This window comes from Colwellia sp. SU-HH00943, assembly GCF_057546125.1.
On sequence record NZ_BAAJLW010000001.1, the window covers coordinates 670,861 to 692,713 of the forward strand.

20 protein-coding genes are annotated in these 21,853 nt (G+C 37.2%); 11 read left to right on the forward strand and 9 right to left on the reverse strand.

Annotation, left to right across the window (positions count from 1 at the left end):
- Nucleotides 1–7: 7 nt before the first annotated feature.
- Nucleotides 8–889 (reverse strand): 50S ribosomal protein L11 methyltransferase, encoded by an 882-nt coding sequence (prmA, locus tag AC27GZ_RS02935; RefSeq protein WP_487093375.1) that lies wholly within the window; start codon nt 887–889, stop codon nt 8–10.
- A 104-nt stretch (nt 890–993) separates the two neighbouring features.
- Between prmA and AC27GZ_RS02940 the strand changes: the two genes are divergently transcribed.
- The gene (locus AC27GZ_RS02940) at nt 994–1,482 is read left to right on the forward strand and encodes a putative 4-hydroxy-4-methyl-2-oxoglutarate aldolase (protein ID WP_487093376.1); all 489 of its coding nucleotides are present in this window, start codon (nt 994–996) and stop codon (nt 1,480–1,482) included.
- A gap of 68 nt (nt 1,483–1,550) precedes the next feature.
- Complete coding sequence (locus AC27GZ_RS02945) at nt 1,551–2,516, forward strand: precorrin-2 dehydrogenase/sirohydrochlorin ferrochelatase family protein (RefSeq protein WP_487093377.1); 966 nt, start codon at nt 1,551–1,553, stop codon at nt 2,514–2,516.
- A 118-nt stretch (nt 2,517–2,634) separates the two neighbouring features.
- Here AC27GZ_RS02945 and AC27GZ_RS02950 read toward each other — a convergent pair whose 3' ends face one another.
- Nucleotides 2,635–4,653 carry an amidohydrolase family protein gene (locus AC27GZ_RS02950; protein ID WP_487093378.1) on the reverse strand — a complete coding sequence of 673 codons (2,019 nt, stop codon included), beginning with the start codon at nt 4,651–4,653 and terminating at the stop codon, nt 2,635–2,637.
- A 362-nt stretch (nt 4,654–5,015) separates the two neighbouring features.
- Between AC27GZ_RS02950 and AC27GZ_RS02955 the strand changes: the two genes are divergently transcribed.
- The gene (locus AC27GZ_RS02955; RefSeq protein ID WP_487093379.1) at nt 5,016–5,576 is read left to right on the forward strand and encodes a PEP-CTERM sorting domain-containing protein; all 561 of its coding nucleotides are present in this window, start codon (nt 5,016–5,018) and stop codon (nt 5,574–5,576) included.
- 212 nt (nt 5,577–5,788) lie between these two features.
- Here the strand turns inward: AC27GZ_RS02955 and AC27GZ_RS02960 are convergent, their stop codons facing one another.
- On the reverse strand, nt 5,789–7,675 hold the full coding sequence (locus tag AC27GZ_RS02960) for a winged helix-turn-helix domain-containing protein (protein ID WP_487093380.1): 1,887 nt from the start codon (nt 7,673–7,675) through the stop codon (nt 5,789–5,791).
- A gap of 156 nt (nt 7,676–7,831) precedes the next feature.
- Between AC27GZ_RS02960 and AC27GZ_RS02965 the strand changes: the two genes are divergently transcribed.
- The 5 genes from AC27GZ_RS02965 (at nt 7,832) to AC27GZ_RS02985 (ending at nt 13,645) form a co-directional block, all read left to right on the forward strand.
- Entirely contained in the window at nt 7,832–8,578 is a 747-nt protein-coding gene (locus tag AC27GZ_RS02965; RefSeq protein WP_487093381.1) for a sterol desaturase family protein, read from the forward strand.
- 345 nt (nt 8,579–8,923) lie between these two features.
- Complete coding sequence (locus tag AC27GZ_RS02970; RefSeq protein WP_487093382.1) at nt 8,924–9,805, forward strand: kinase; 882 nt, start codon at nt 8,924–8,926, stop codon at nt 9,803–9,805.
- Complete coding sequence (locus AC27GZ_RS02975) at nt 9,802–10,650, forward strand: HAD-IIB family hydrolase (RefSeq protein ID WP_487093383.1); 849 nt, start codon at nt 9,802–9,804, stop codon at nt 10,648–10,650. The genes AC27GZ_RS02970 and AC27GZ_RS02975 overlap by 4 nt, the downstream gene beginning before the upstream one ends.
- The gene (locus tag AC27GZ_RS02980) at nt 10,643–11,872 is read left to right on the forward strand and encodes a glycosyltransferase family protein (protein WP_487093384.1); all 1,230 of its coding nucleotides are present in this window, start codon (nt 10,643–10,645) and stop codon (nt 11,870–11,872) included. Before AC27GZ_RS02975 ends, AC27GZ_RS02980 begins: the two co-directional genes overlap by 8 nt.
- A 12-nt stretch (nt 11,873–11,884) precedes the next feature.
- A complete protein-coding gene (locus AC27GZ_RS02985; protein WP_487093385.1) occupies nt 11,885–13,645 on the forward strand; it encodes a sugar phosphorylase in 1,761 nt (586 codons plus the stop codon).
- Nucleotides 13,646–13,750: 105 nt separating this feature from the next.
- On the opposite strand, the gene AC27GZ_RS02990 is transcribed toward AC27GZ_RS02985, so the two are convergent.
- Nucleotides 13,751–15,304 carry a tetratricopeptide repeat protein gene (locus AC27GZ_RS02990; RefSeq protein WP_487093386.1) on the reverse strand — a complete coding sequence of 518 codons (1,554 nt, stop codon included), beginning with the start codon at nt 15,302–15,304 and terminating at the stop codon, nt 13,751–13,753.
- A gap of 256 nt (nt 15,305–15,560) precedes the next feature.
- On the opposite strand from AC27GZ_RS02990, the gene AC27GZ_RS02995 reads away from it, so the two are divergent.
- Complete coding sequence (locus tag AC27GZ_RS02995; RefSeq protein ID WP_487093387.1) at nt 15,561–16,562, forward strand: Kelch repeat-containing protein; 1,002 nt, start codon at nt 15,561–15,563, stop codon at nt 16,560–16,562.
- A 63-nt stretch (nt 16,563–16,625) separates the two neighbouring features.
- On the opposite strand, the gene AC27GZ_RS03000 is transcribed toward AC27GZ_RS02995, so the two are convergent.
- Nucleotides 16,626–17,504 carry an alpha/beta hydrolase fold domain-containing protein gene (locus AC27GZ_RS03000; RefSeq protein WP_487093388.1) on the reverse strand — a complete coding sequence of 293 codons (879 nt, stop codon included), beginning with the start codon at nt 17,502–17,504 and terminating at the stop codon, nt 16,626–16,628.
- 60 nt (nt 17,505–17,564) lie between these two features.
- Nucleotides 17,565–18,356, reverse strand: coding sequence for an alpha/beta hydrolase (locus tag AC27GZ_RS03005; protein ID WP_487093389.1), 792 nt, complete (start codon nt 18,354–18,356; stop codon nt 17,565–17,567).
- Between the two features lie 578 nt (nt 18,357–18,934).
- On the opposite strand from AC27GZ_RS03005, the gene AC27GZ_RS03010 reads away from it, so the two are divergent.
- Nucleotides 18,935–19,168, forward strand: a complete 234-nt coding sequence (locus AC27GZ_RS03010; RefSeq protein ID WP_487093390.1) for a hypothetical protein — start codon at nt 18,935–18,937, stop codon at nt 19,166–19,168.
- A gap of 9 nt (nt 19,169–19,177) precedes the next feature.
- Nucleotides 19,178–19,714, forward strand: a complete 537-nt coding sequence (locus AC27GZ_RS03015) for a hypothetical protein (protein WP_487093391.1) — start codon at nt 19,178–19,180, stop codon at nt 19,712–19,714.
- Nucleotides 19,715–19,878: 164 nt separating this feature from the next.
- On the opposite strand, the gene AC27GZ_RS03020 is transcribed toward AC27GZ_RS03015, so the two are convergent.
- The 3 genes from AC27GZ_RS03020 to AC27GZ_RS03030 all read right to left on the reverse strand — a co-directional run bounded on the left by AC27GZ_RS03020 (nt 19,879) and on the right by AC27GZ_RS03030 (nt 21,786).
- Nucleotides 19,879–20,865: a S41 family peptidase gene (locus AC27GZ_RS03020; RefSeq protein WP_487093392.1), complete on the reverse strand. Its 987-nt coding sequence runs from the start codon at nt 20,863–20,865 to the stop codon at nt 19,879–19,881.
- 75 nt (nt 20,866–20,940) lie between these two features.
- Nucleotides 20,941–21,288 carry a hypothetical protein gene (locus AC27GZ_RS03025; RefSeq protein WP_487093393.1) on the reverse strand — a complete coding sequence of 116 codons (348 nt, stop codon included), beginning with the start codon at nt 21,286–21,288 and terminating at the stop codon, nt 20,941–20,943.
- 87 nt (nt 21,289–21,375) lie between these two features.
- Nucleotides 21,376–21,786, reverse strand: coding sequence for an MmcQ/YjbR family DNA-binding protein (locus tag AC27GZ_RS03030; protein ID WP_487093394.1), 411 nt, complete (start codon nt 21,784–21,786; stop codon nt 21,376–21,378).
- Nucleotides 21,787–21,853: the final 67 nt, after the last annotated feature.

A 21,853-nucleotide genomic window follows, 5' to 3' on the forward strand; every position in this document is an offset into this window, starting at 1 on the left:
GAAAATACTACTTACGCTGCCCATTTAAACGCACCCACTCTTCTTGCACGCTCACGGGTTCCATATCGCACCATTGACCATAAATAGCTTGTAGTGTTTGAGCTTGTTCTTCCAATACCCCAGACAATGCCAATAAACCTTTATCACCAACAAACTCAATAATAGTAGGCGCTAACTCACGTAATGGCCCTGCTAAAATATTAGCAACCACCACATCTGCTTTTAATGTTGGCTGGTCTTTAGGTAAAAATAATTCTAACCTGTCATCAACATTATTACGTTTAGCATTTGCTAAACTGGCTTGTAATGCTTGTGGGTCAATGTCTATGCCTATGACTTTTTTAGCCCCCAGCTTTAAAGCGGCTAAAGATAAAATGCCAGAACCACAGCCAAAGTCTACTACCGTTTTATCCGTTAAATCTAAGCCATCAAGCCAAGTTAAACAAAGCGCTGTTGTTGGGTGAGTGCCTGTACCAAAAGCTAAACCTGGGTCGAGCATAACATTGACGGCTTCAGGCTCTGGTACTTCACGCCAGCTTGGGCATACCCACAAACGTTCACCAAATTTCATCGGGTGAAAGTTATCCATCCACTCTCGCTCCCAATCTTTATCTTCGAGCTGTTCAAGCTTATATTGCATTTGCGCTTTATCAGGGTGAATGCTTTGTAAATAACTCACCACTTTATCCATATCTTGGCTAGCATCAAACAGGCCCATAACAACAGTATTTGACCAATATACGACTTCATCACCCGGTAAAGGCTCATAAATAGGGGTATCTTTAGCATCAATAAAAGTCACTGCTTGTGAGCCGCAAGCCATCAACCAGTCACTGTACTTTTCAGCGGTTTCTTCATTGGCACTTAATCTCAGTTGTATCCAAGGCATGTTTTTGTTCCGATCATATATTCATCATAATATTGCGTGATACTAGTTTATCATTCATTGGTGGTAGAGTAGGAGCAAATTCACATAAATAGTGCGCAAATATCATGTTAGATCTACTTCCTGATTTATTCGACCAATATGAGCAACAGCTACAATTAGCTCAACCCATATTTAATGATTACGGTGGTAATACTATTTTTAGTGGTGAAATAGTGACGGTGTCTTGCTTTAACGATAATTCTAAAGTCAAAGAACTCGTCGCCACCAATGGCGCTGGCAAGGTAATGGTAGTTGATGGAAAAGCCAGTTTTACCAAAGCGCTACTTGGCGATATGCTGGCAGAAAAAGCTGTCAGCAATGGCTGGCAAGCTATAGTGATTAATGGTTGTATCCGAGATGCTGGCACCATAGCGACACTATCACTTGGTGTTAAAGCATTAGGTTGCAACCCCATCAAAACAGAAAAGTTAGGAATTGGCGAAATTAATGAAAACATCAGCTTCGCTGGACTGACTTTTATTGCTGGTCAGTATATATATGGTGATAAAAATGGTTTAGCTATCAGTAAAACACGCTTGCAGGTAAATATTTAAGCTAGCACAAGCTTTTCACTATTTACCTGTGATAAAGTGAAAAAAACAAGCTTATATTAATACCGAAAATGAAATACTTTCCTGTTTTCTTGGACGCAAAAAAACTGTCAGCCATGGTCATTGGTGGTGGTGAAGTAGCCACTCGCAAAATCGAATTACTATTAAAATCGACAACTAAAATTACCGTAATGAGTGAAAGTGTATGCTCAAGTGTTGAACGTTTAATCAAGCAACATCAATTAACTTGGTTAAAACACAATTACCAAGCCGGCCATTTTGACAACATCAACTTAGTTATTGCCGCAACAGATGATATGACGGTAAATAATGCTATTTATCAAGAAGCGACCCCCTTAAACATCTTGACCAATGTGGTAGATCAACCTGATTTATGTACCTATATTACACCAGCAATAATTGATAGAAGCCCAATGATAATTGCTTTATCAAGCTCAGGTAGCTCGCCTATTTTAATTCGTATGTTACGCGAGCAAATAGAAAAGACATTACCACAAGCCTATGGAAAATTAGCCGATTTTTCACATAAGTTTCGAGATCATGTAAAAGCACGAGTTAAAGGCTTACGTAATAGACGAAGTTTCTGGGAAAACACATTGAGAGGACCAATTGGGCAAGCGGTTCTGGATGGCAAACAACAACAAGCGGAACAGCAACTTATTGCCAGTATTAAACAAGAAATTGCGCCGCCGTCAGGTGAAATCATATTTATACATACCAAAGAAGGTAATCCTGACAATCTAACGTTGCGAGCACATCGTGCCATGCAATTTGCTGATGCGGTTTTTTATGATGACGAAGTAAATGTTGAACTGATTGAATATGTTCGCCGTGATGCAGAAAAGTTTTTACAGCCCATTAGTTCAAGCATACTCATTAACTTTCAACACGCCATTGAGTTAGCTAAGCAAGGCCAAAAAATTATTTATTTATTGGCCGGACATGAAGCGCTACCGCAAAATGAAGCACTGCTGTTAAGCGCTATCAGCACACAAGAAATAATTGTCGGCGATTAATCATCCCAATCAAACAGGCAGTAGTGACGAGGGATAAATGCTCCAAGCAATACTCAGCGTGGGGGCAATTATCCACCACGCTTGCTGCCTTTTTAGCTCCTAAAGTTATTTGCTATCATTAATGAAAGCGAGCAGAAACGGTAAAAGGTTTGACGCCGAGCACCTTATATAACTCATCAGGTTTATAAAAATGTTCCCCTTTGACCACTAAAGAGATTTTTCGTATATCACTCATATTCGTTAATGGATCGCCATCAACTAAAATAACATCAGCAAACTTTCCTTCACTGATTGAACCTAATTCATAAGCTGCCCCAACTATTTTAGCTGAGTTAATGGTGGCAATTTTTATCACCTCTATATTAGGAATTCCTGCTTCAGCATAAAGCTCCAATTCACGATGCAACGTAAAGCCAGCAATATTATCAGTACCCGCAACAAGCGGAATACCATGGTCATAGAGCTTTTTAATCAAATTAGACATTGCTTTTGCACCCGCTTGATAGTTATCAATTAAATCAGGTGCCACATCCATTTCTGCGCCTTTAAGTTTCCTGAGCTCATTGGGAGGCAAATGGGCTGCCACAGCAGTAAATTCTGGGTCTATTTTCTTACGCTCTTTGAGTAACAAACTTCTAAAGGTTGATACAGTTGGGTCGATGACAATTTGTTTTTCGGCCAGTAATTTTATTAAGCGATTGAATTCATCACTATCAATATCTAGCTCACCCGCATGTTCACCAATCAAAGTAAAACGTAATTGCTGACGCGTATCTAGCTCTGTTCCGGCCAAAAAGTTGAGGAACAACATATTAATATGTTGAATTTCATCATAACCTGCATCAACAGCCTGTTCCGCTGTCATAAATGCCGGTACATGACCACTTAAGCGCATCCCTCTACGGTGCGTATGCTCAGCAATTGATGGAACCCACTTAGGATCTATCGAGCTGTAGAGTTTAATTTGCAAATAACCATTATCAGCGAACCAGTCTATTTTCTCATGCGCTTCCTCTAGTGACGACACAGATAAGCCAGCCGAGTACTCACTCATTTGATCAAAAAAACCTGCACGAAACACACGGTTGCCAATTAAGGTATTACTGTTAAAAAGCTGCTCAATTTCCATAATATTTTTATGATTATTACCTATATCCCTAACGCTAGTCACACCGGCAGCAATATTAAGTAAGCCATCATTTTTACTCAAATGGCCATGCATATCCCACAGCCCAGGTAACAAGGTTTTCCCTTGACCATCAATCACAGAGGTAGATTTAGCTACCTTGATATTTTTTGCAACCTTGACAACTTTTCCTTCTTGTAACAAAACATCAACATTGTTAATCGCTTTACTTGCCAGCACATCCACTAATCGTACGTTTTTAAATAATAAGCTTTGATAACGATGACTTAGCGAGTTGTTAATGCCTTCGAGATAATCTTGTTCGGCTTTATTTTGAATGGCACGTAATTGCTTAAAGTCCTCTAAAGAATAGCCTTCTCGAATAATACTAAGAAAACCCGAGATATCTTTGGCGAAGAAATTACCATCACTATCATACCAACTAAAGTCAGGCGAAAAGCCTAAACCATTTATGGCATATAAACTCACTTTTTCTGCTTTTGAACCTTTACTCAGTGAAACCGTTTCTAATTGACTTAATTGCGCACTGCCAAGGGGTAGTAATTGCACTGAATTATCGATAGATTTAAGCATGGCTTGCACCATGAGATTATCAACAACAACAGCACTATTGGCAGGCAGATAAAAGCGCTGTTCCGTTAACTTAATTTGACCATCATCTTTATTACTTTCCCATGTAGCAATGCCATCGAGCCATTGAAAGCTTTCCTTTATTGGTGCGCCAAAAGGAGATAAGCCTGTTGATTCATAGCTGATCGGTGCGCCATGTTCATTGACTGTGATAGTTTCATCGATTTTATAGATTCGATTATTCCACCTAACATCGAGAAGTCCTTGATATTGAGTATCAGATATTTGTTTCATAACCTGTTTACCTGCCAACCCTTTTTCAGTGTAGATAAGGTTTGTCACTTCTTGCTGAGCTGCAAAAGCGTATGCTGACGTTATAAAGCTGAAAATAAAAATAACAAAAAGTGAGCTGTTTTTCATGAAGTTAATGTCCATTATTTTTTGTGATGACTTTAGTAAAGATGTAAGTGTAGTTGAATAAATCACAAACACCCATTGAGATTACAAGAAACAAATCAATCGTATATAAAATAGTAAAGCCCTGCTATTCCTTGCCCGCTCAATAAAGAATAGCGTAACTGTAACTTAGTCACCTTAAGATAGACGCCATAGAACTGATTAAAAAACAAACATTTGCTTGTCAGTAAATTTTACATGCTAGTAGACAACAAACCCAAAAACTAATTCAACAAACTGAAAGTAAAGGAGTTTTAATTTTTGGCACAGTTAGTGCTTATTCGTATATAGTTTTATATATTTTATTTAGTTTTTAAAGGACAACCATGAAATCAATTTCTAAATTACTTGTGTCAGCTTTATTATTGTTAAGCGCAAATGCAAATGCTTCATTAATGAACGTAAGCTACATTGAAATCTCAAACGAAATTAATCAGTGGTTACAAGTAGCTGAAGTCGTTGCATTAGACACTGATGGCAATGATGCAGCACTTGCAAGTGCTGGCGCTACTGCTACAGCACCTGATCAATGGAGTGCTATTTCTGGTCCTGAAAAAGCTATCGATGGCATCACAGCTGGTAACTACGGTGCAGGTCAAATTTTCCATGAAGGTAGTGACAATTCAAAGGACACATTAACGATTACTTTCCCTTCAATTTTAACCTTAGAGTCTATTCAAGTATTTGGTCGCACTGATTGTTGTGAAAGCAGAGATATCTTCCGCGTTTCATTCTTTAGCGCAACAGGTAACGAGCTTTTCACTACAGTAATTGATTCACGTGTAAGAGGTATTGACCCTGTAGTTAATGTTGTACCAGAGCCTTCAACTATCGCTATTTTTGCTTTAGGTATTTTAGGTTTAGTTGCACGTCGCACTAGAAAATAATCAAGAATTAAAAAGAGCCCCCACTCTTTTAAAAAGCACCATGTTCGCATGGTGCTTTTTTTCTATCTGAACGTTAATGATTCTGAGCCCTTTAAAGCCTAGTGTAACCAAGAAACTTACGCTGTTATCATCTTCCAATAAGCTTCGCCTCCCAATGGAGAGTTAACTCATCCTCATTGATAATAACTAAGCAAAAAATCAACCGTCATCAATTATTGCGGATAATGGTTAACTGAATCATCATCTAAACCTATACTTTTCAGAATTTTAATGTATTGAGGATCACTTCTTAACTGCTTGAATCTAGGATCATTTCGGGTAAACATCAAGCAGTTAGATTGAAAGGCCACAGCTTGCTCCAACAACGGGAATACTTTTTCTTTCTCGCCTAAAAGTGCATGAATAATAGCCGTTTCATAAGGACACATATATTGCTCAGTCATCTCAGCTTCATCAAGCAAAGGCTGAATTTTATCTAGCTGTCCAGCTGCAGCATATGCTTGTGCCAAAATAACTAAACCAAATGGGTCGCGTTCAGACATTTTTACCCCTTGCTTAGCTAAAGCAATACTATTTTGATAGTTTCCCAAGGTATATTCCGCTACTGACAGGCTTAATGGTAAATAAGGAAAATTAGGATGTTGGTGGCGCTTAGTGGTACCCCACTCTACTGCAGCTTGCACATCTCCTGCCATCATCAAAGCCCAAATACCCCACTCTGCAATTTCTGTATTTAGGGGATCAAGTAAATTAGCTTGATAAAGCGCTGTTTTCACTCCCTCAACATTGCCCATTGCAGAGTAATACAACGCAAAACCTAATTCAGTTAGGGCAATATCTGGAGCACTTTTTTTCGCTTCTGACAGCATCTTCCATGCATCATCCCAAAGCCAAGCATGTACATAAGCTAAGCCTAACGAAGATTTAATTTGTGCTGACTGCGGGTTAATCGCTAATAACTCTATCGCCGAGGAAATTACCTTAGGTAACACCTCTTTAGGTTTATCAAAGACTATCATGATCACACGATATGCATTTGATTTGGCAACATAAGCCCCTTCAAAATATGGATCGAGTTCAATTGCCTGCTCAAATAATGCGATAGAACGTAATACCGATTCATGCGTCATAAGGGAGTATTCATGCTGACCTTTAATATATAACTCATACGCTTGCAAACTTGAGGTAGGCGTTTTCGCTAACTTTTTCTTTTCATTATCAAGCATGATGACTTTCAATGAGGCTGACACTGAAGCAGCTATTTCACTTTGAATGCTAAAAAGATTCTCGTGCTCTTGTTGTATATCAAAGTCGCCATCCCAGAGTAACTTTCCTGAATGAATATCTTCTATTTCTATCGTAATCCTAAGGTTGCCCTGCGGCCCTTCACTAATGAGGCCATCTAAAACATGACTAACATTAGGTAGCTGTGTTTTTATGCCTGTACGAAACTTATTTTCTTTAAAGCTAAATGCAGATGGCGGCGGCACTACCGTTAACCCCGAGATTTTACGTAAATCCTGAATTAATTCTCTTGTCATTTGATCGGCAAATGCGTCCCAATGTTCAGCATTATTACTGGCAATGGAAAAAGGCAGCACTAATACATGGGGTATTGGCTTGTCATTCGGTTGTGTAAACCAATACGCCAATAAAGTGCAGGCCATTGCAATCAGAAAAATGAACGAAGAGATTGATTTACTCAGCTTATTTTTTGCTACATCTACAGAAGGTTTTGCGACATCCTCAATAGCTTTAGTATCTTCGGTGGTGGTGCGGCTTATGTCAGTCACTTCGTCCAGCGATGCTATAAATTGATAGCCTCGAGATCTCACTGTTTTAATAACACATTGTAAGTCACCGTTATCACCCAGCACTTTACGAGCACTCTTAATATGATTACTTAATGTCGTATCTGATACTTCCCGACCATGCCACACTTGAGTTAAAAGTTCATTTCTAGACACCAAGCGAGTTCGATGTTGAATTAAATAAGCAATAACATCAAAAACTTTCGGCTCAACAGCAATGAGTTCACCCCGGTGGCTGATGCTAAATTGGCTTAAATCAATTTCAATATCATTTAACCGGTATTGCATCGTTAATTCCTTTTCAGCAAGTATTAGGGAAGGTCAAAGACACTATATAGCAAAACGTTAGCAAATAATTAGCTAAATATTATGCAATCTTCATGTTATTTATCTGAATTGAATAACAATGAGAATGACTTTAATTATTATAAAAGGATATTTATTATGCCAACGCCAATAGAGGTCTTACTCGACCCCGTCTCATTAATATTACTGGCGATATACGCTAGTTTAATGTTGCTCGAAACTATCAAGCCCGCAGTTGAACTCAAACAAGTAAAACACTGGATACCTAACTCCCTGTTGGTCTTTATTCTCTATTTTTACCTTTCAACTTACTTGCCTATGATATGGGATCAGTATTTACTCCCTTACCAATTGTTTGACTTACAAGGCATAAGTCCACTAACTCAGACCTTTATTGCTTTGTTAATATTTGAATTGTTTATTTATATCTGGCACAGAAGCATACATAGAAATAACTTTTTGTGGCGCACTTTTCATCAAATGCACCATAGCATTGAACGAGTAGATACCTTTGGCGCATTTTATTTTAGTCCATTAGATATGATTGGTTTTACTTTTCTATCAAGCCTAGCATTAAGTGTTATGGTGGGCATATCACCACAAGCAATCACTTGGTTTTTATATATCAACATGTTCTTAGTGGTTTTTGCTCACACTAACATTAAAACACCACAGTGGCTTGGTTATATTGTTCAGCGACCCGAAAGCCACTCTATTCACCATCAACAAGGAGTTCATGCCTATAATTACTCTGACTTACCGCTGTTCGACATAATTTTTGGAACATTCAAAAATCCAAAAGACTTTATCCATGAAATTGGTTTATATGAAGGCTCTACTCATAGGGTAAAAGATTTACTGTTATGTAAAGATATTAGCAAATAACACAAACGGCGCCTCTCTTGTCAAAGGATAGTGATTTATCACGCCCCTTTGACAAGCTAATAACATCTTCTCGACATCTTGTTTATTTTTTCTACATATTAGCTATAACATTTCCTACGATATGTATTTCTATGACACACCCCAACTATTTACCCATTGCACCAATTTTAAGCAACATACTTAATTGAGTGCGACGTTATACTTTTTATGAATAACTATGCATATAAAGAGATAAACAAATTACCCTTTATTAACAGTAGGTTAATAAAAACAAAAACCAGATTTTATAGTTTGGCATAAGAGTTGAACTAAATGAGTAGTTAATATTTATCTAGGGAGAAAATTATGCTTTCAACGTTTATTGAGCAACATAAATTACCAGAAGAATTTGAGGAAACGGTTAAGCAATATTATATACCTCTTGCTGATAAAATATTCACTCAGTATAACCAAGGCAAAAAGCCATTTTTTGTCGGAATAAATGGTTGCCAAGGCAGTGGCAAATCAACGTTAACAGATTTCCTTTCTGAATATCTTATTGAAGAATACAAACTGAATGTGGCTGTTATGTCATTGGATGACTTCTATCTGACAGGTGAAAAGCGTAAAGCATTAGCAGAGAATATTCATCCTTTGCTTGCTACCAGAGGTGTTCCTGGCACTCATGACATTGAAGCACTTAGCTGTGTATTAACGCAGTTGAAGCAGCAAAAAACTGGCTTTACTATTCCTAAATTCAACAAAGCAACCGATGAGCCATTCTCACAAAGTCAATGGAGCTTCATCGAAGAACCAGTCGACATTGTTATATTAGAAGGCTGGTGCTGGGGTGTTAAACCACAAACAAATGAACAATTAAAAGATCCCATTAATGAGCTAGAGCTACAATACGATGACAAAGCTATTTGGCGTCATTATGTTAATGAGCAGCTAGCAACACAGTATCAGCCTTTATACGAGCAAATGGATTTTTGGTTAGCACTGCAAGCCCCATCGTTTGACTGTGTATATAAATGGCGATTAGAGCAAGAGCAAAAGCTAGAAGCAAGAAATGCAGACTTAGCCAACTCTAAAATCATGACACCCGCAGAAATATTAAATTTCACACAATATTTTCAAAGGTTGAGCGTGCAAGGCTGTAACACAATTTCCCACTCAGCAGATACAACTTTCTACTTAGATTATGAACGTAATATTACTGATATCCACGAGATGGAAATGGCATGAACACATTACAAACCATCATTTTCAGTGATTTAGATGGTACTTTATTGGATCATTATACCTATCAGTCTAGCGCTGCCAGTAATACGCTATCTCAACTCAAACAGGCTAATATTCCTGTTGTTTTAAATACCAGCAAAACCTTCGCCGAATTAGAAGTTGTTCTGTCTGAATTAGACTTACAAACCCCTTTCATCATTGAAAACGGTGCGGCTGTTTATATTCCTATTGGTACCTTTGCAAAACAACCAGGTGACACAGAAAAGGTTGGTAACTTTTGGGTTAAATCATTTTGTTCACCGCGCGAATATTGGCTTGCGCTACTTGAAAAGAAAACTCAAGCTTTTAAAGCCTCTTACCAAGGCTTTGCATCATTATCTAATGAAGAGCTTGCGCAGATTACTGGCTTAACTTTAGCAGGGGCGACTCGCGCAAAACAACGGCAATATGGTGAGCCAATTCAGTGGTTAGGTAGTGAAGAAGAAAAAATTAAGTTTATTGACAAACTATTAGACTTAGGTGCCAACGTTGTGCATGGAGGTCGCTTTATGCACGTTGGTGGACATTGCGATAAAGGCCAAGCACTCATCTGGTTAACAGAACAATATCGTGAACATTTTCGCCATAACTCTCTATGTACCATTGCCTTAGGCGACGGTGAGAACGATGTTGCCATGTTGGAAGCAGCAGATATTGCAGTGCAAGTTCGCTCCCCTGTACACGATTTTCCAAAATTACACCGCCAAATCAACATAACCCAAACAAAACGCTTTGGCCCTGAGGGTTGGGCTGAAGCAATAGAAAAACTCCTATCACTTTCAATTAACTCAGAGGTAAATCATGGCTGATTTTTATCAAAACGGAATCGTTACAACACTACATAATTTAGCACAACGTGAACCAGCAGACATGAAAGCTGAGTTATTAGAGTTTTCCAAAACAAGATCATTAGGGCTTATTTTACCTTCATTATTTTCAGAATTAGAAGGTAAAGCACTACCAGACATCATTAATAAAATTAAATCCGTAGAGTATTTATCTGAAATTGTTATTGGTTTAGACAGAGCAGATCTTGATCAATATAAACATGCGTTATCATTTTTTGGGCAGCTACCGCAACATCACAGAGTATTATGGAACGATGGCCCAAGACTACAAGCCATTGATGCCAAATTACAAGCACTGGGTTTAGCACCCAAAGAGCTAGGAAAAGGTCGTAATGTTTGGTATTGCATGGGTTATATATTAGCTTCAGGTAAAGCAGAGTCTATCGCCTTACATGATTGTGATATTTTAACCTATAAGCCTGAACTATTAGATAGATTACTATACCCTGTTGCTAACCCGATGTTTAACTATGAGTTTTCAAAAGGTTATTACGCTCGTGTCGCTGATGGAAAAATTAATGGCCGTGTTTCTCGATTATTGGTAACCCCTTTAATAAAAGCATTAAAGAAAACCGTAGGCCATGGAGATTATCTTGAGTACATGGATAGCTTTTTATACCCGTTAGCAGGTGAATTTTCTTTCCGTCGAGACGTATTAAGTGATATTCGTATTCCAAGTGATTGGGGATTAGAGATTGGTGTTCTGTCAGAAATGTACAGAAACTACTCTCCTAACCGTATCTGCCAAGTGGATATTGCCTCAACTTACGATCACAAGCACCAAGATTTATCACTCGATAATACCGAAGGTGGGCTATCAAAAATGTCAATTGATATTAGTAAAGCGTTTATTCGTAAACTGGCGACTCAAGGTGAAACCTTTACTGCGGAAAAGTTTAGAACATTAAAAGCAACTTACTACCGTATCGCATTAGATTATGTTGAAACGTACCGAAATGACGCCATGATGAATGGTCTTAAACTGGATATTCATAGTGAAGAAAAAGCCGTAGAAATGTTTGCGCAAAACATACTAACTGCAGGTAATACCTTCTTAGAGCAACCTATGGATACGCCTTTCATTCCTTCATGGAACCGAGTAGTAAGTGCGATACCCGACATATTAGAGCAGTTAAAAGAAGCTGTTGAGTTAGATAATAAAGAGTTTAATCAAGACATGTAATAAGGTTCGCATATGACAGTGAAGATTAGCCAACTTAAAAATAAATTAGTGCAACAACTAGATATTATCTATAGAGATGTACCTATATCATCATCTTTAGATGATATTGCACAGGCGTTGATTGACATTATGCGCATGTCGGATACTTACTCGCCACCTCAGCCCTATAGTAATCATTGGTCTGAAGAAGACGTTATCCTGATCACTTACGGTGATAGTGTTATTAATGACAAGCAACACCCATTAAAAACGTTAAAACATTTTTTAGACAACACTATTAAGGACACTATCAACAGTGTTCATATATTGCCGTTTTTTCCTTATAGCTCAGATGATGGCTTTTCGGTTATAGATTACTCGTCTGTCAATGAATCTTTAGGTTCATGGGACGATATTCAAGATATTAGTCACTCGTATCATTTAATGTCTGATTTAGTTATCAACCATTGCTCAAGTCGTAGTGTTTGGTTCGATAACTTTATTAAGGGAGAAGGGGTGGGACATGATTTCTTTTTTACCGCCCTACCCGATGATGATTTATCTGAAGTTGTAAGACCTAGAACCTCACCATTACTACAAGAAATAGAAACAGGCAATGGTAAAAAGTTTGTCTGGTGTACATTTAGTCATGATCAAGTTGATTTTGACTTTAGAAACCCTGAAGTACTTAAAGCCTTTACCTCAATAATCAGACAATACCTTGATATGGGCGTAAATATTTTCCGTTTTGATGCCATTGCCTTTTTATGGAAAATAGTCGGTACAAAAAGTATTAATTTGCCTCAAACCCATGAAATAGTAAGGCTATTGAGAACTCTCATTGAGGCCGCTCAACCTAACGCGATTATCATCACTGAAACCAATATACCAAACACGCAAAACCTAACTTACTTTGGTAATGCTAACGAAGCGCACGGTATTTATAACTTTTCACTACCGCCATTACTGTTAAACACTTTACTGACCGGCAATTGTTTATATTTAAAACGTTGGTTAATGAGTATGCCGCCATCACAAAATGGCACCATGTATTTTAACTTTATTGCCTCTCACGACGGTATTGGACTACGCCCTGCTGAAGGCTTATTGAATGATGAAGAATTAACCAACCTAGTTAAGACAGTAGAAAGTTTTGGTGGCAAAATTTCATGGCGAACCACAGACACCGGCGAGCATAAACCTTATGAAATGAATATATCCCTTTATGATGCCATGCAAGGTACAACCAAGGGTAAAGATGAGTGGAACTTTGAACGTTTCATTTGTGCTCATGCCATTATGCTAGCACTTGAAGGTATTCCAGGTCTTTATATTCATAGCCTTATCGGTACACAAAATGATTATAAAAAACTGGCTGACACCCATCATAACCGTTCGATTAACAGGCACAGATGGCATGAAGATAGACTGGAAAATGCGTTAAATGATGAAAGTCTTCATCATGGCAGGGTGCTTTCAACCCTAACGTCATTGCTCAATATTCGGATTAAGCAAGCAGCCTTTCATCCCAATGCGACTCAGTTCACTTTACATTTAGGTTTAGAGTTATTTGGTTTTTGGCGACAAAGCCAAGATAGAAAGCAAAGTATTTTTTGTATCAGTAATATCACCGATAAAACTTTATCTTTGCCTTTGAGCGAACTTAACTTAATTATTACTGAAAGCTGGGTTGAGTTAATTTCAAATACTGAAATAACAGGTTTAACCGAGGTTATTGAATTAAGCCCGTATCAAACGGTATGGATTTCAAATACTCCTACAATTCTCGATTAATCTTCTCTTCGCTACACACAAAAATTAAATGACCAGAAGGGCTACAGCTCCTTCTTGGTCATTTACACACTCCAATTCAATAATCTATTTCAACTGTATAAACTATCAATTAGTAATCATCATACTTTTAGCTGTTTTCAACCCAGTTAAACTATTTAATCTATTTGGGTTTATTTTCAAACAAGCCTGATAAGCCTCTACGGCTTTTTGAAATTGACCAAGCAACATATACATATCTCCCAACAGCTCTCTCGCAGGCAAAACCGCACCCGGTGTTACAGGGTTTTTATCAACAGAGTCTTCTATATCAGCGGCTAACTTAAGTTGCTCAAGTGCCATTTTCTTATCCCCTTCTGCATAGCTTAACCATGCAGATACAGTCAACTTCTGGGCATTAACCAACTTTGCCCAATAATCAGGGCTGCTCTTTAATGTTTGTTGATAAAGTTTCTCTAATTCGTTAACACTTGCCGCCGCTGTCTCTTTATTATTAATTCGAGCTGCACCGAGGCCACGAGAGAAATGCGTAATCGCTTCCACCTGAGGAAATTTTTCCCACGCTATATAACTAGGCTCTCTTACCGCTAGTTCACTGGCACTTTTCCAATCATGATTTTCTAATGAAATTCGAGCAGGTATCGTTGATAACGCATAAGCTGTTGGAAATACCGGTTGAATGGGGTGATGAAGGGAAATCTCTTTAAATGAATCTTGTGCTTTTAATCCTTGCTTGGATTGCATATAGCTATAGACTAGATAATCTAGTGCATGAACATAATGCAAAGAGGTTCCATTTTTTGCCGGATATTTTAATGCTGCATTTGCCGAGCGAATATTCCACTTAGCGGCATCCTCCCAAAGACCTAACCGAACAAAAATATGGCTAGGCATATGTAATGCGTGTGGCACATCTGGCGCTATTTTATCGTATGCTCTTGCAGCATCAATCGCTAATTCAGCCAAAACAGGGTTATCGTAAGCGTGAATAGTATAATGAATGGCGCCTGGGTGAGTGGGTGAAGTATCTAAAACCTTAGCTAATAATTTCCCTACTTGCTTTTGTTTAGTAAACAGAGTGTCTGATTTAGATGCAATCACTAACTGTGACAGCCCATAAAAAGCAATAGCATCAATATCATTTGGGTAAGCTTTATAAAGCTTTTCTTGAGCATTGGCCCATAAAGTAATTCGCTGCTTTTCAGGCTTATTTTGCCAATACTGATAATAAGCTAACACGGCTTTAATATAACTTTTTTCTCTGTTATCACTGGTTAATTTTAAAGCTTGATTGATACTAGCCTCACCCTTTGCTAAAGCCTTTTCAGTAATTTTATCAGGCCATAAAGGATGGAATAAGGACATTGAATAGCCCCAATAAAACATAGCGCATTGAGGTGATTTCTTTTTCCAAGCAGTAAAATGTTTTTCTGCTTGTGCGTACATCATATGGTGCAGTAATGCGACACCAATATTCATGGCTTCTTTTTGTTCATCATTACACGCGACGGGAAAGTTAACTTCGCCTAACTTGCTAAGATCAGCAAGCATAGCATCTTGTGTGTCATGACCTTCATGCGTTAAAGCTTGTTGACTAAAAACTAAGATGAATGAAAAAAGCGTTAAATGACATAACGATACTAGGTATCTTGTTAAAAACATGATCTTCTCCAAAAAGGTTGCAAATAACTGATGAAATACATTTGGAGATCGAACATATAAGGAGAACAACTTACGCGGTGAATGTAAAAGTCCTTTCAAATTTCACAGGTTGTTTTTCATCAGCCATGACAATAGCACATTTTTATTTATTGTCTTAGTTATTGATGTTTTCGAATGAAAACAAGGCCAAGATAGACAACAACCAATGTAAGCGCTTACAATGTTATTTAAGCATCAAATAATATGAATTTTACTTATGTTTAATCCTTTAATAGTTAACCTACTTTTTACTGCTACAGTTTACATAATAACAAGCTTATCGATATCTCACGCGAGTGAATGGCAGTGGCAACAAGTGGTTGTTAAAGGCCAACCTATAGCAAGGCATGAAGCAGGCCTTGTTGGACTTGGCAATAAAATATACCTAATGGGTGGAAGACGAATCAATTCAACTAGTATTTTTGATACCAAAACTAATACTTGGTCAAAAGCTTCTATGACGCCTATAGAAGTACATCATTTTCAGCCAGTAGCATATCAGAATAAAATTTACATTATCGGCGCACTCACAGGTAAATGGCCACATGAAAAGCCAATTGATAAGGTGATAATTTATACCCCTGAAACAGACAGTTACGAGTTTGGTGACCCGATTCCTAAACAAAGACGTCGAGGAGGTGCTGGTGTTTTAATACATAATAATAAGTTTTATATAGTGGGTGGCATCACCAACGGCCACATGGATGGATACGTGCCTTGGTTTGATGAATATGACCCTGCAACAGGTCAATGGAAAGTACTCGCTGATGCTCCCGATGCGAGAGATCATTTTCAATTAGCGAAAGCTCGCAATAAGCTGTATGCATTTGCAGGCAGAAAAACTTCGAAAGCAACCCAACAGGATATGTCACTAACCCTTGAATATGGAAACGTTTTCGATTTTTCTTCACAGCAATGGCAAAAAGAAAGCCCTGCGTTAAAAATCCCCACCCAGAGAGCAGGCAATAGTGCCATTGCATGGAAGAATCTAATATTAATAGGCGGTGGAGAAAGTGCTAATCAAATCCCAGCTCATAATGAAGTAGAAGCATTTAATATTAACACACAGCAATGGTCAGCATGGCCAAGCTTGATTCAAGGACGACATGGGACAGGTTTTGTCATAATCGATGATTACCTTTATACCGCCTCTGGTGCAGGAAATAGAGGTGGTGGACCAGAATTAATAACGATAGAAAAATTAAAACTACCTAAATAACAGAACTTGCGCTTCGGTAAATGCCCATGTAATTATCTTATTATTTGCTGTCTAGTTCAGTACTTACTTTGACCATTTTTCTATAAAATTCATATAAGCGGAAAATACAATTTTTGATTGCTTAGGGACAGAGCGACTAAAACTATGAGTTCCCCCATTGACTTCGTGGTATTCAAATTCATGGTTAATACTTTCAAGTTTACTGACAAATTCGCGGCTCAATTCAACAGGAACAATAGGATCTTTATCGCCATGAGATAAAAAAAATGGAGGATCCTTTTTATCAAGATAAGTTATAGGAGTCATTGCTGATAAGGTTGCTTGTTTATCAGTATAATTTTCAGGCATTAAACGTGTTATGGTTTTATGTTCAGCGTACTTAGGTTGGGTAAAATCTCCTATTGGAGCTGATTGCGCAGTAACCGCACGAACGGAAGAATCAAATTCAGGATACAGACCATAATCAGAAAATGTAGTTGAATTTCCTGTGACACCAACCATTACTGCCAAATAACTTCCTGCAGAAGAGCCGCTGACAATAATACGCTCAGGATCTAAATGATACTTTGCAGCGTTCGCTTTTAAAAACCGAACAGCAAGTTTGATATCATCAATTGCAGCTGGAAATCTATATTCGGGTGATAATCTATACATAGCACTAGCGGATACGAAACCTCTTTTTGAGAAATTTACAATTTGCTTGTTTTTAGTGCTTTTGTCTCCTGAGATAAAGCCTCCACCGTGAATTAATAACAAAACAGGTCGAGGCTCTAATGATGTTTGCTCTGGAAAGGCAATATTAATAGACAGTTCAACGCCATCAATTTTACCCATTGGAATATTCTCATAAAGCCCTTTTAAAGAAGGCGAATTTGTTTGATAGCCATGTGCCAGAGTACTTAAACACAGTAAAACAATAAGGAGGGGCTTTGAGAGGTTCATGAATCTTCCTTAACACACATAACGATTTACTAAGTGAATTGGTAAAACCTGAAGGAGCGGTTACTCTTCGACAGCTTTATCGATGGCAAAAAAGGTTTTTAAAACATCAGGCAACAGTGGCCTCCAGTTTTTCCAATTATGTCCATGGTGGTTTTGTTTGTAGGTTAAATCATAACCCTTTTCTGTTAATAATGATTTAAATGAACTCACGGCCCTTCTATTGTCGTCATGATTACCTACAGACATAAATATCTTTAGGTTTTTTTTACCTAACTTCTCATATTGTGATTGAAGGTATTTTACGAATTGGCTATGCGCTGGTGAATTCATGGCAATTCCGCCAAAAAAAGGCGTCGCCATGAGCCCGAAACAACCACTATTAAAACCACCAAAAGACACTCCCAAAATCACCCGATCAGTACGTAAAGGGCTAGTAGCATAAGTTTGGTCAATTTGGGGCAAAAGCTCATTGGTAAAGAACTCAACATAATCTTTTTTGCAAAAAAACTGTTCATTTCTGCGATTAATTTTCAAATTATCAGGATCCCGAGCATCTACAAAGATAGCGATAACAGGCTTTATTTCACCAGCAGCTATTCCTTTATCTAACGCTTTAACCATGCGGCCCTTTTTTGCGTAAGATTCACCATCCGTAATATAGATAGTTGGCAGTTTGTCCTCTGCCTTTACACCACTTGGTAGATAGACACGATATTGTAAATCATAACCCAAGGCTTTGCTTTTAATACGGATATTGTCGGATAGAGTTCCTTTGTCAGAGGCAAAAGAGAGAGACGACGCCATAAGTACACACGTCACGAAAATAGTACTGAAATAATTTTTGTTTTTCATAAAAGCTCTCAATGTAATTCCTTTTTCTATTTCTTAAGTTTCTATGTCATCTTTATAACTATCAGATTCTTTACTAATAATTAGCTTCACATTGCGCTAATAACAGTTTTTGCACTTTCTATGCGCTTTCCTCTATCAAAGTGCGCTTTGTAAATTGGATGATTCATAAAAACCTAACAGCTTATTATGAAAACTCATCAGTAATGTCAGTCCCATAATTTTTCATTAATTTGTATTAATATCTCATAATTTAAAAGCATTAGATACGAAAAATATCGTATTTCATATCTAACTGATAAATAGCAGCAACATGACAACACCTTTAAAATTAATCTACAAAAATTGTTTGTTACGATTTAACCATAACAACCACTACCGCGATTGATATCAAGTAGCAAAACAGTCGTTCTAAGAATTGCTATGTTGACTTAACATAAGATCGATTTTAGAATCTCTTTCAGGTTGCAGAGACACCTATTCCGCCAAAGATGAATTCACTCTGATATCTAATATTAAACAGTTCAATATGAACTAAGTAGGCTTTGCGGAGTGCCATTTATACTTAGAGGAATTGAATTGTGACTTCACAAGAACACCTTCAAAACAGTACTAAACTCGATATTTCTAATACCCCAATTACTATACCTGCACATAAGTTAATACAGCTTTGGCTTTGCCAAATAGCTTTGTTTTTCATGTTTTTTTCTAGCGGTAGTTCAGAAAATTTATTACCACCAGTAACTTTTACCGCAAGCAGTGATTTTACCTTTGGTGAAAGCTTTTCTTGTCATATAAACATTCAATTGAATTAGGCTGACATCATGGAACTTGCATTAAATGAAGTAAAAACACAGGCTAAAAAATTATTTAAAGCCATTAAAACGGATAGCAACTTGTTACCAAGTATGAAGCTTCCATTAACAAAGTTAGGCGTACCAACACCTGCTGAAATAAAATTAAAGCACTGCTTAGCCATAATTGCTTACCAACTAGGTTTTGAAAATTGGCATCATGCACAAGACGTTTTATCGGGCAGTAAAACAAACGTACAGGCGTTAGATATGGGCACTTTCTTTTATCCACAAGGTGCTGATGCTTTTATTAATGAGTGGTTTGTAAACTACCAAGAAGCTGAAACCGTCTTGTCTGAAAAAACAGTAGAAAAATGGCTACTTCCTTATAAAAATCAATTCATCGTTGTTAAAAAAGACTATATATCAGCATTTCGTATTAATAGTAAATTAATGCTTTTGTGGTCAGATAACCATCACAATATGGTAGATAGTTATCAAAGTGTAGCGTGGGATAAAATAGCTTGTGAAATTATTAAAAGTAGACACAAAAACTATTCATGCTAGTCAATTAAAAATGACCAAGATTAACGCTTGATCTTTCTTGGTCATTTTACTGTCCACTAACCTATATGAATTATCTATCATGAACTCAATCTCATCATATGAGATTGAGTCTTCAAGGATAACGGTATTCCACTGTGCTTTAAGCTTGTAGATATTTACGCTAGTTAAAAAATACCTAAATATTGTTTTGCCATCTTATGAGCTACATCTAAGCTTGAATTGGCAGCAACATCTATGTCTGGTATCACACCTATTCCCTCCCAATTCGATTGGGTAGTTGGGTGTGAATGAATAGCTATCGGAATAGTTAAGCTTATATGATTGTTGATTTTTTTCTTTTGGATCACATGAGCAATCCCCATAGTTTTTTCACCGACGATTATTGCTTTTTTCAAATGCTGAAGAGTGTAGCTAAAAAACTCACTTGAGCCTGAAAGGTGTGACGATGTAAGTATATAAATAGGAAAGTCATGCTTAAACCTATCATTACCACTATTTTCAAACGCTCTTAATCGCTTACGTTTTTCTTGTTTGTCATAATGAATATCACTTAATATCGTGTTTTCTTCTATAAAAAAACTCATGAAATATTGCGCTAGCGGTATCGAATCACCTTCCGTACTTCGTAAATCTATGATTAAGGCGTCCACCTTATACAACTCTTTTAATGCGCGAAAAATTTCTGTTTGTGCATTTGGGTTTTGATAAAAGTAATTCACCTTTAAATACCCTACATTACCTGCAAGAATGTCTACACTACCAACTCCATAGCTATCCTTAATGTTAAATGCACTTTTTTGAGGGGCTTTTTCAAGCATAAGTGAAGGATGGGTTTCAACAATATCAATATACATATCACCACTAACACCTCGCATAACGGTATTTAGACTGCTAATAAAAGAATACCAATCATTAATTTTATCAAACTCTTTATTGGCCAATTTACCTCTTAACTCTGATATTACTAACTGTGCTTTTTCTGGATAAATATACTCTTTGTCCAGAAGTAGTATGATGCTCGAAATCGCTTTCTCGATATTTTCTTTAGACAAAGTATCGTTTAGGCTTTCTCTTTTTAAGTCTGATGCATGTGAAAAAGCTATGCTCAACCAGAGCAGAACAGGCATCAATATAGTGTTAATTTTTTTCATTTTACTTACGCTCATGTATAACTAAATTTACCGCTAAACATTATTTAGCAGCTATTAACGAAATAGAAAATGAAACTAATATAGGTAAGTTAACTGCTCTTTATACTGCGAGTTACTGGTTTTCCAGCCTGAGAGGTTTACACGTGAACCATACCTCAAAACTATATACCAAGGTGGTGGTGATGTGGTTGGTTTAGACCATTTATAATTTACAGCACAGACCAAAAATAAAGCTAAAAAACTAACCAACAAATAATCAATAGTAATTTGATTTAAATGATTAAATTTTGCCGCTTGATTTATATTGACAAAAACGCCAAGGCTATTAACGAGGTTATCAATTTCAACTACAGAAAACTTATGATCAACTGAATGATGAACTTCACTAGAAGAGGTCATGCCACCTAGCGTTATAATTAGCAATAGAAATGCTAAAAAACAAAGTGATTTTTTAAATAAAAGCACGTATTGAATCATTTGGTTGAATTGATTTTAACAGTGTAGCATTGGTTAATTGTGAAGAGAAATCGACTGTTGCTCTTTCTTAGTCATTTTACTGACTACCAGCATAAACGAATTATCGATCATGCGTTCAATCTCACCTTGGGGAATTGAGCCATCAAGAATCACACTATTCCACTGCGATTTATTCATATGATAACCAGGGATAACCGCAGGAAAAATATCACGCAGCATTACCGCTTCATCAGGATCACACTTTAAGTTTATCCAATAATGGTTTTTAGCTTCTTCAGGTACATTGGCACTTTTTGCTTTTGAGCCATGTGAAAGCGTAGCGAACATTTTATTTTTCACTTTAAACACTTTAACATCATCACCAAAAGGATAATAAAGCGAAGTTTCAGGTTTAGATAACAGGTAGTTTTCAACTTGTTGCTCATTACAACTCTCGACCATCATATTTCCTTCCACTAAGACTATATTTACTTATTGTAACACCTCAAGATCAGCTATTAGCTATGGGTAT

Coding starts and splice junctions, on each gene's coding strand:
- AC27GZ_RS02980 (WP_487093384.1), top strand. CDS start 10,643: ATGGCTGATTTTTATCAAAACGGAATCGTTACAACACTACATAATTTA.
- AC27GZ_RS02960 (WP_487093380.1), bottom strand. CDS start 7,675: ATGCAATACCGGTTAAATGATATTGAAATTGATTTAAGCCAATTTAGC.
- AC27GZ_RS02995 (WP_487093387.1), top strand. CDS start 15,561: ATGTTTAATCCTTTAATAGTTAACCTACTTTTTACTGCTACAGTTTAC.
- AC27GZ_RS02945 (WP_487093377.1), top strand. CDS start 1,551: ATGAAATACTTTCCTGTTTTCTTGGACGCAAAAAAACTGTCAGCCATG.
- AC27GZ_RS02950 (WP_487093378.1), bottom strand. CDS start 4,653: ATGAAAAACAGCTCACTTTTTGTTATTTTTATTTTCAGCTTTATAACG.
- AC27GZ_RS02940 (WP_487093376.1), top strand. CDS start 994: ATGTTAGATCTACTTCCTGATTTATTCGACCAATATGAGCAACAGCTA.
- AC27GZ_RS02985 (WP_487093385.1), top strand. CDS start 11,885: ATGACAGTGAAGATTAGCCAACTTAAAAATAAATTAGTGCAACAACTA.
- AC27GZ_RS03005 (WP_487093389.1), bottom strand. CDS start 18,356: ATGAAAAACAAAAATTATTTCAGTACTATTTTCGTGACGTGTGTACTT.
- AC27GZ_RS02965 (WP_487093381.1), top strand. CDS start 7,832: ATGCCAACGCCAATAGAGGTCTTACTCGACCCCGTCTCATTAATATTA.
- AC27GZ_RS03015 (WP_487093391.1), top strand. CDS start 19,178: ATGGAACTTGCATTAAATGAAGTAAAAACACAGGCTAAAAAATTATTT.
- AC27GZ_RS03030 (WP_487093394.1), bottom strand. CDS start 21,786: ATGATGGTCGAGAGTTGTAATGAGCAACAAGTTGAAAACTACCTGTTA.
- AC27GZ_RS02990 (WP_487093386.1), bottom strand. CDS start 15,304: ATGTTTTTAACAAGATACCTAGTATCGTTATGTCATTTAACGCTTTTT.
- prmA (WP_487093375.1), bottom strand. CDS start 889: ATGCCTTGGATACAACTGAGATTAAGTGCCAATGAAGAAACCGCTGAA.
- AC27GZ_RS03020 (WP_487093392.1), bottom strand. CDS start 20,865: ATGAAAAAAATTAACACTATATTGATGCCTGTTCTGCTCTGGTTGAGC.
- AC27GZ_RS02955 (WP_487093379.1), top strand. CDS start 5,016: ATGAAATCAATTTCTAAATTACTTGTGTCAGCTTTATTATTGTTAAGC.
- AC27GZ_RS02970 (WP_487093382.1), top strand. CDS start 8,924: ATGCTTTCAACGTTTATTGAGCAACATAAATTACCAGAAGAATTTGAG.
- AC27GZ_RS02975 (WP_487093383.1), top strand. CDS start 9,802: ATGAACACATTACAAACCATCATTTTCAGTGATTTAGATGGTACTTTA.
- AC27GZ_RS03000 (WP_487093388.1), bottom strand. CDS start 17,504: ATGAACCTCTCAAAGCCCCTCCTTATTGTTTTACTGTGTTTAAGTACT.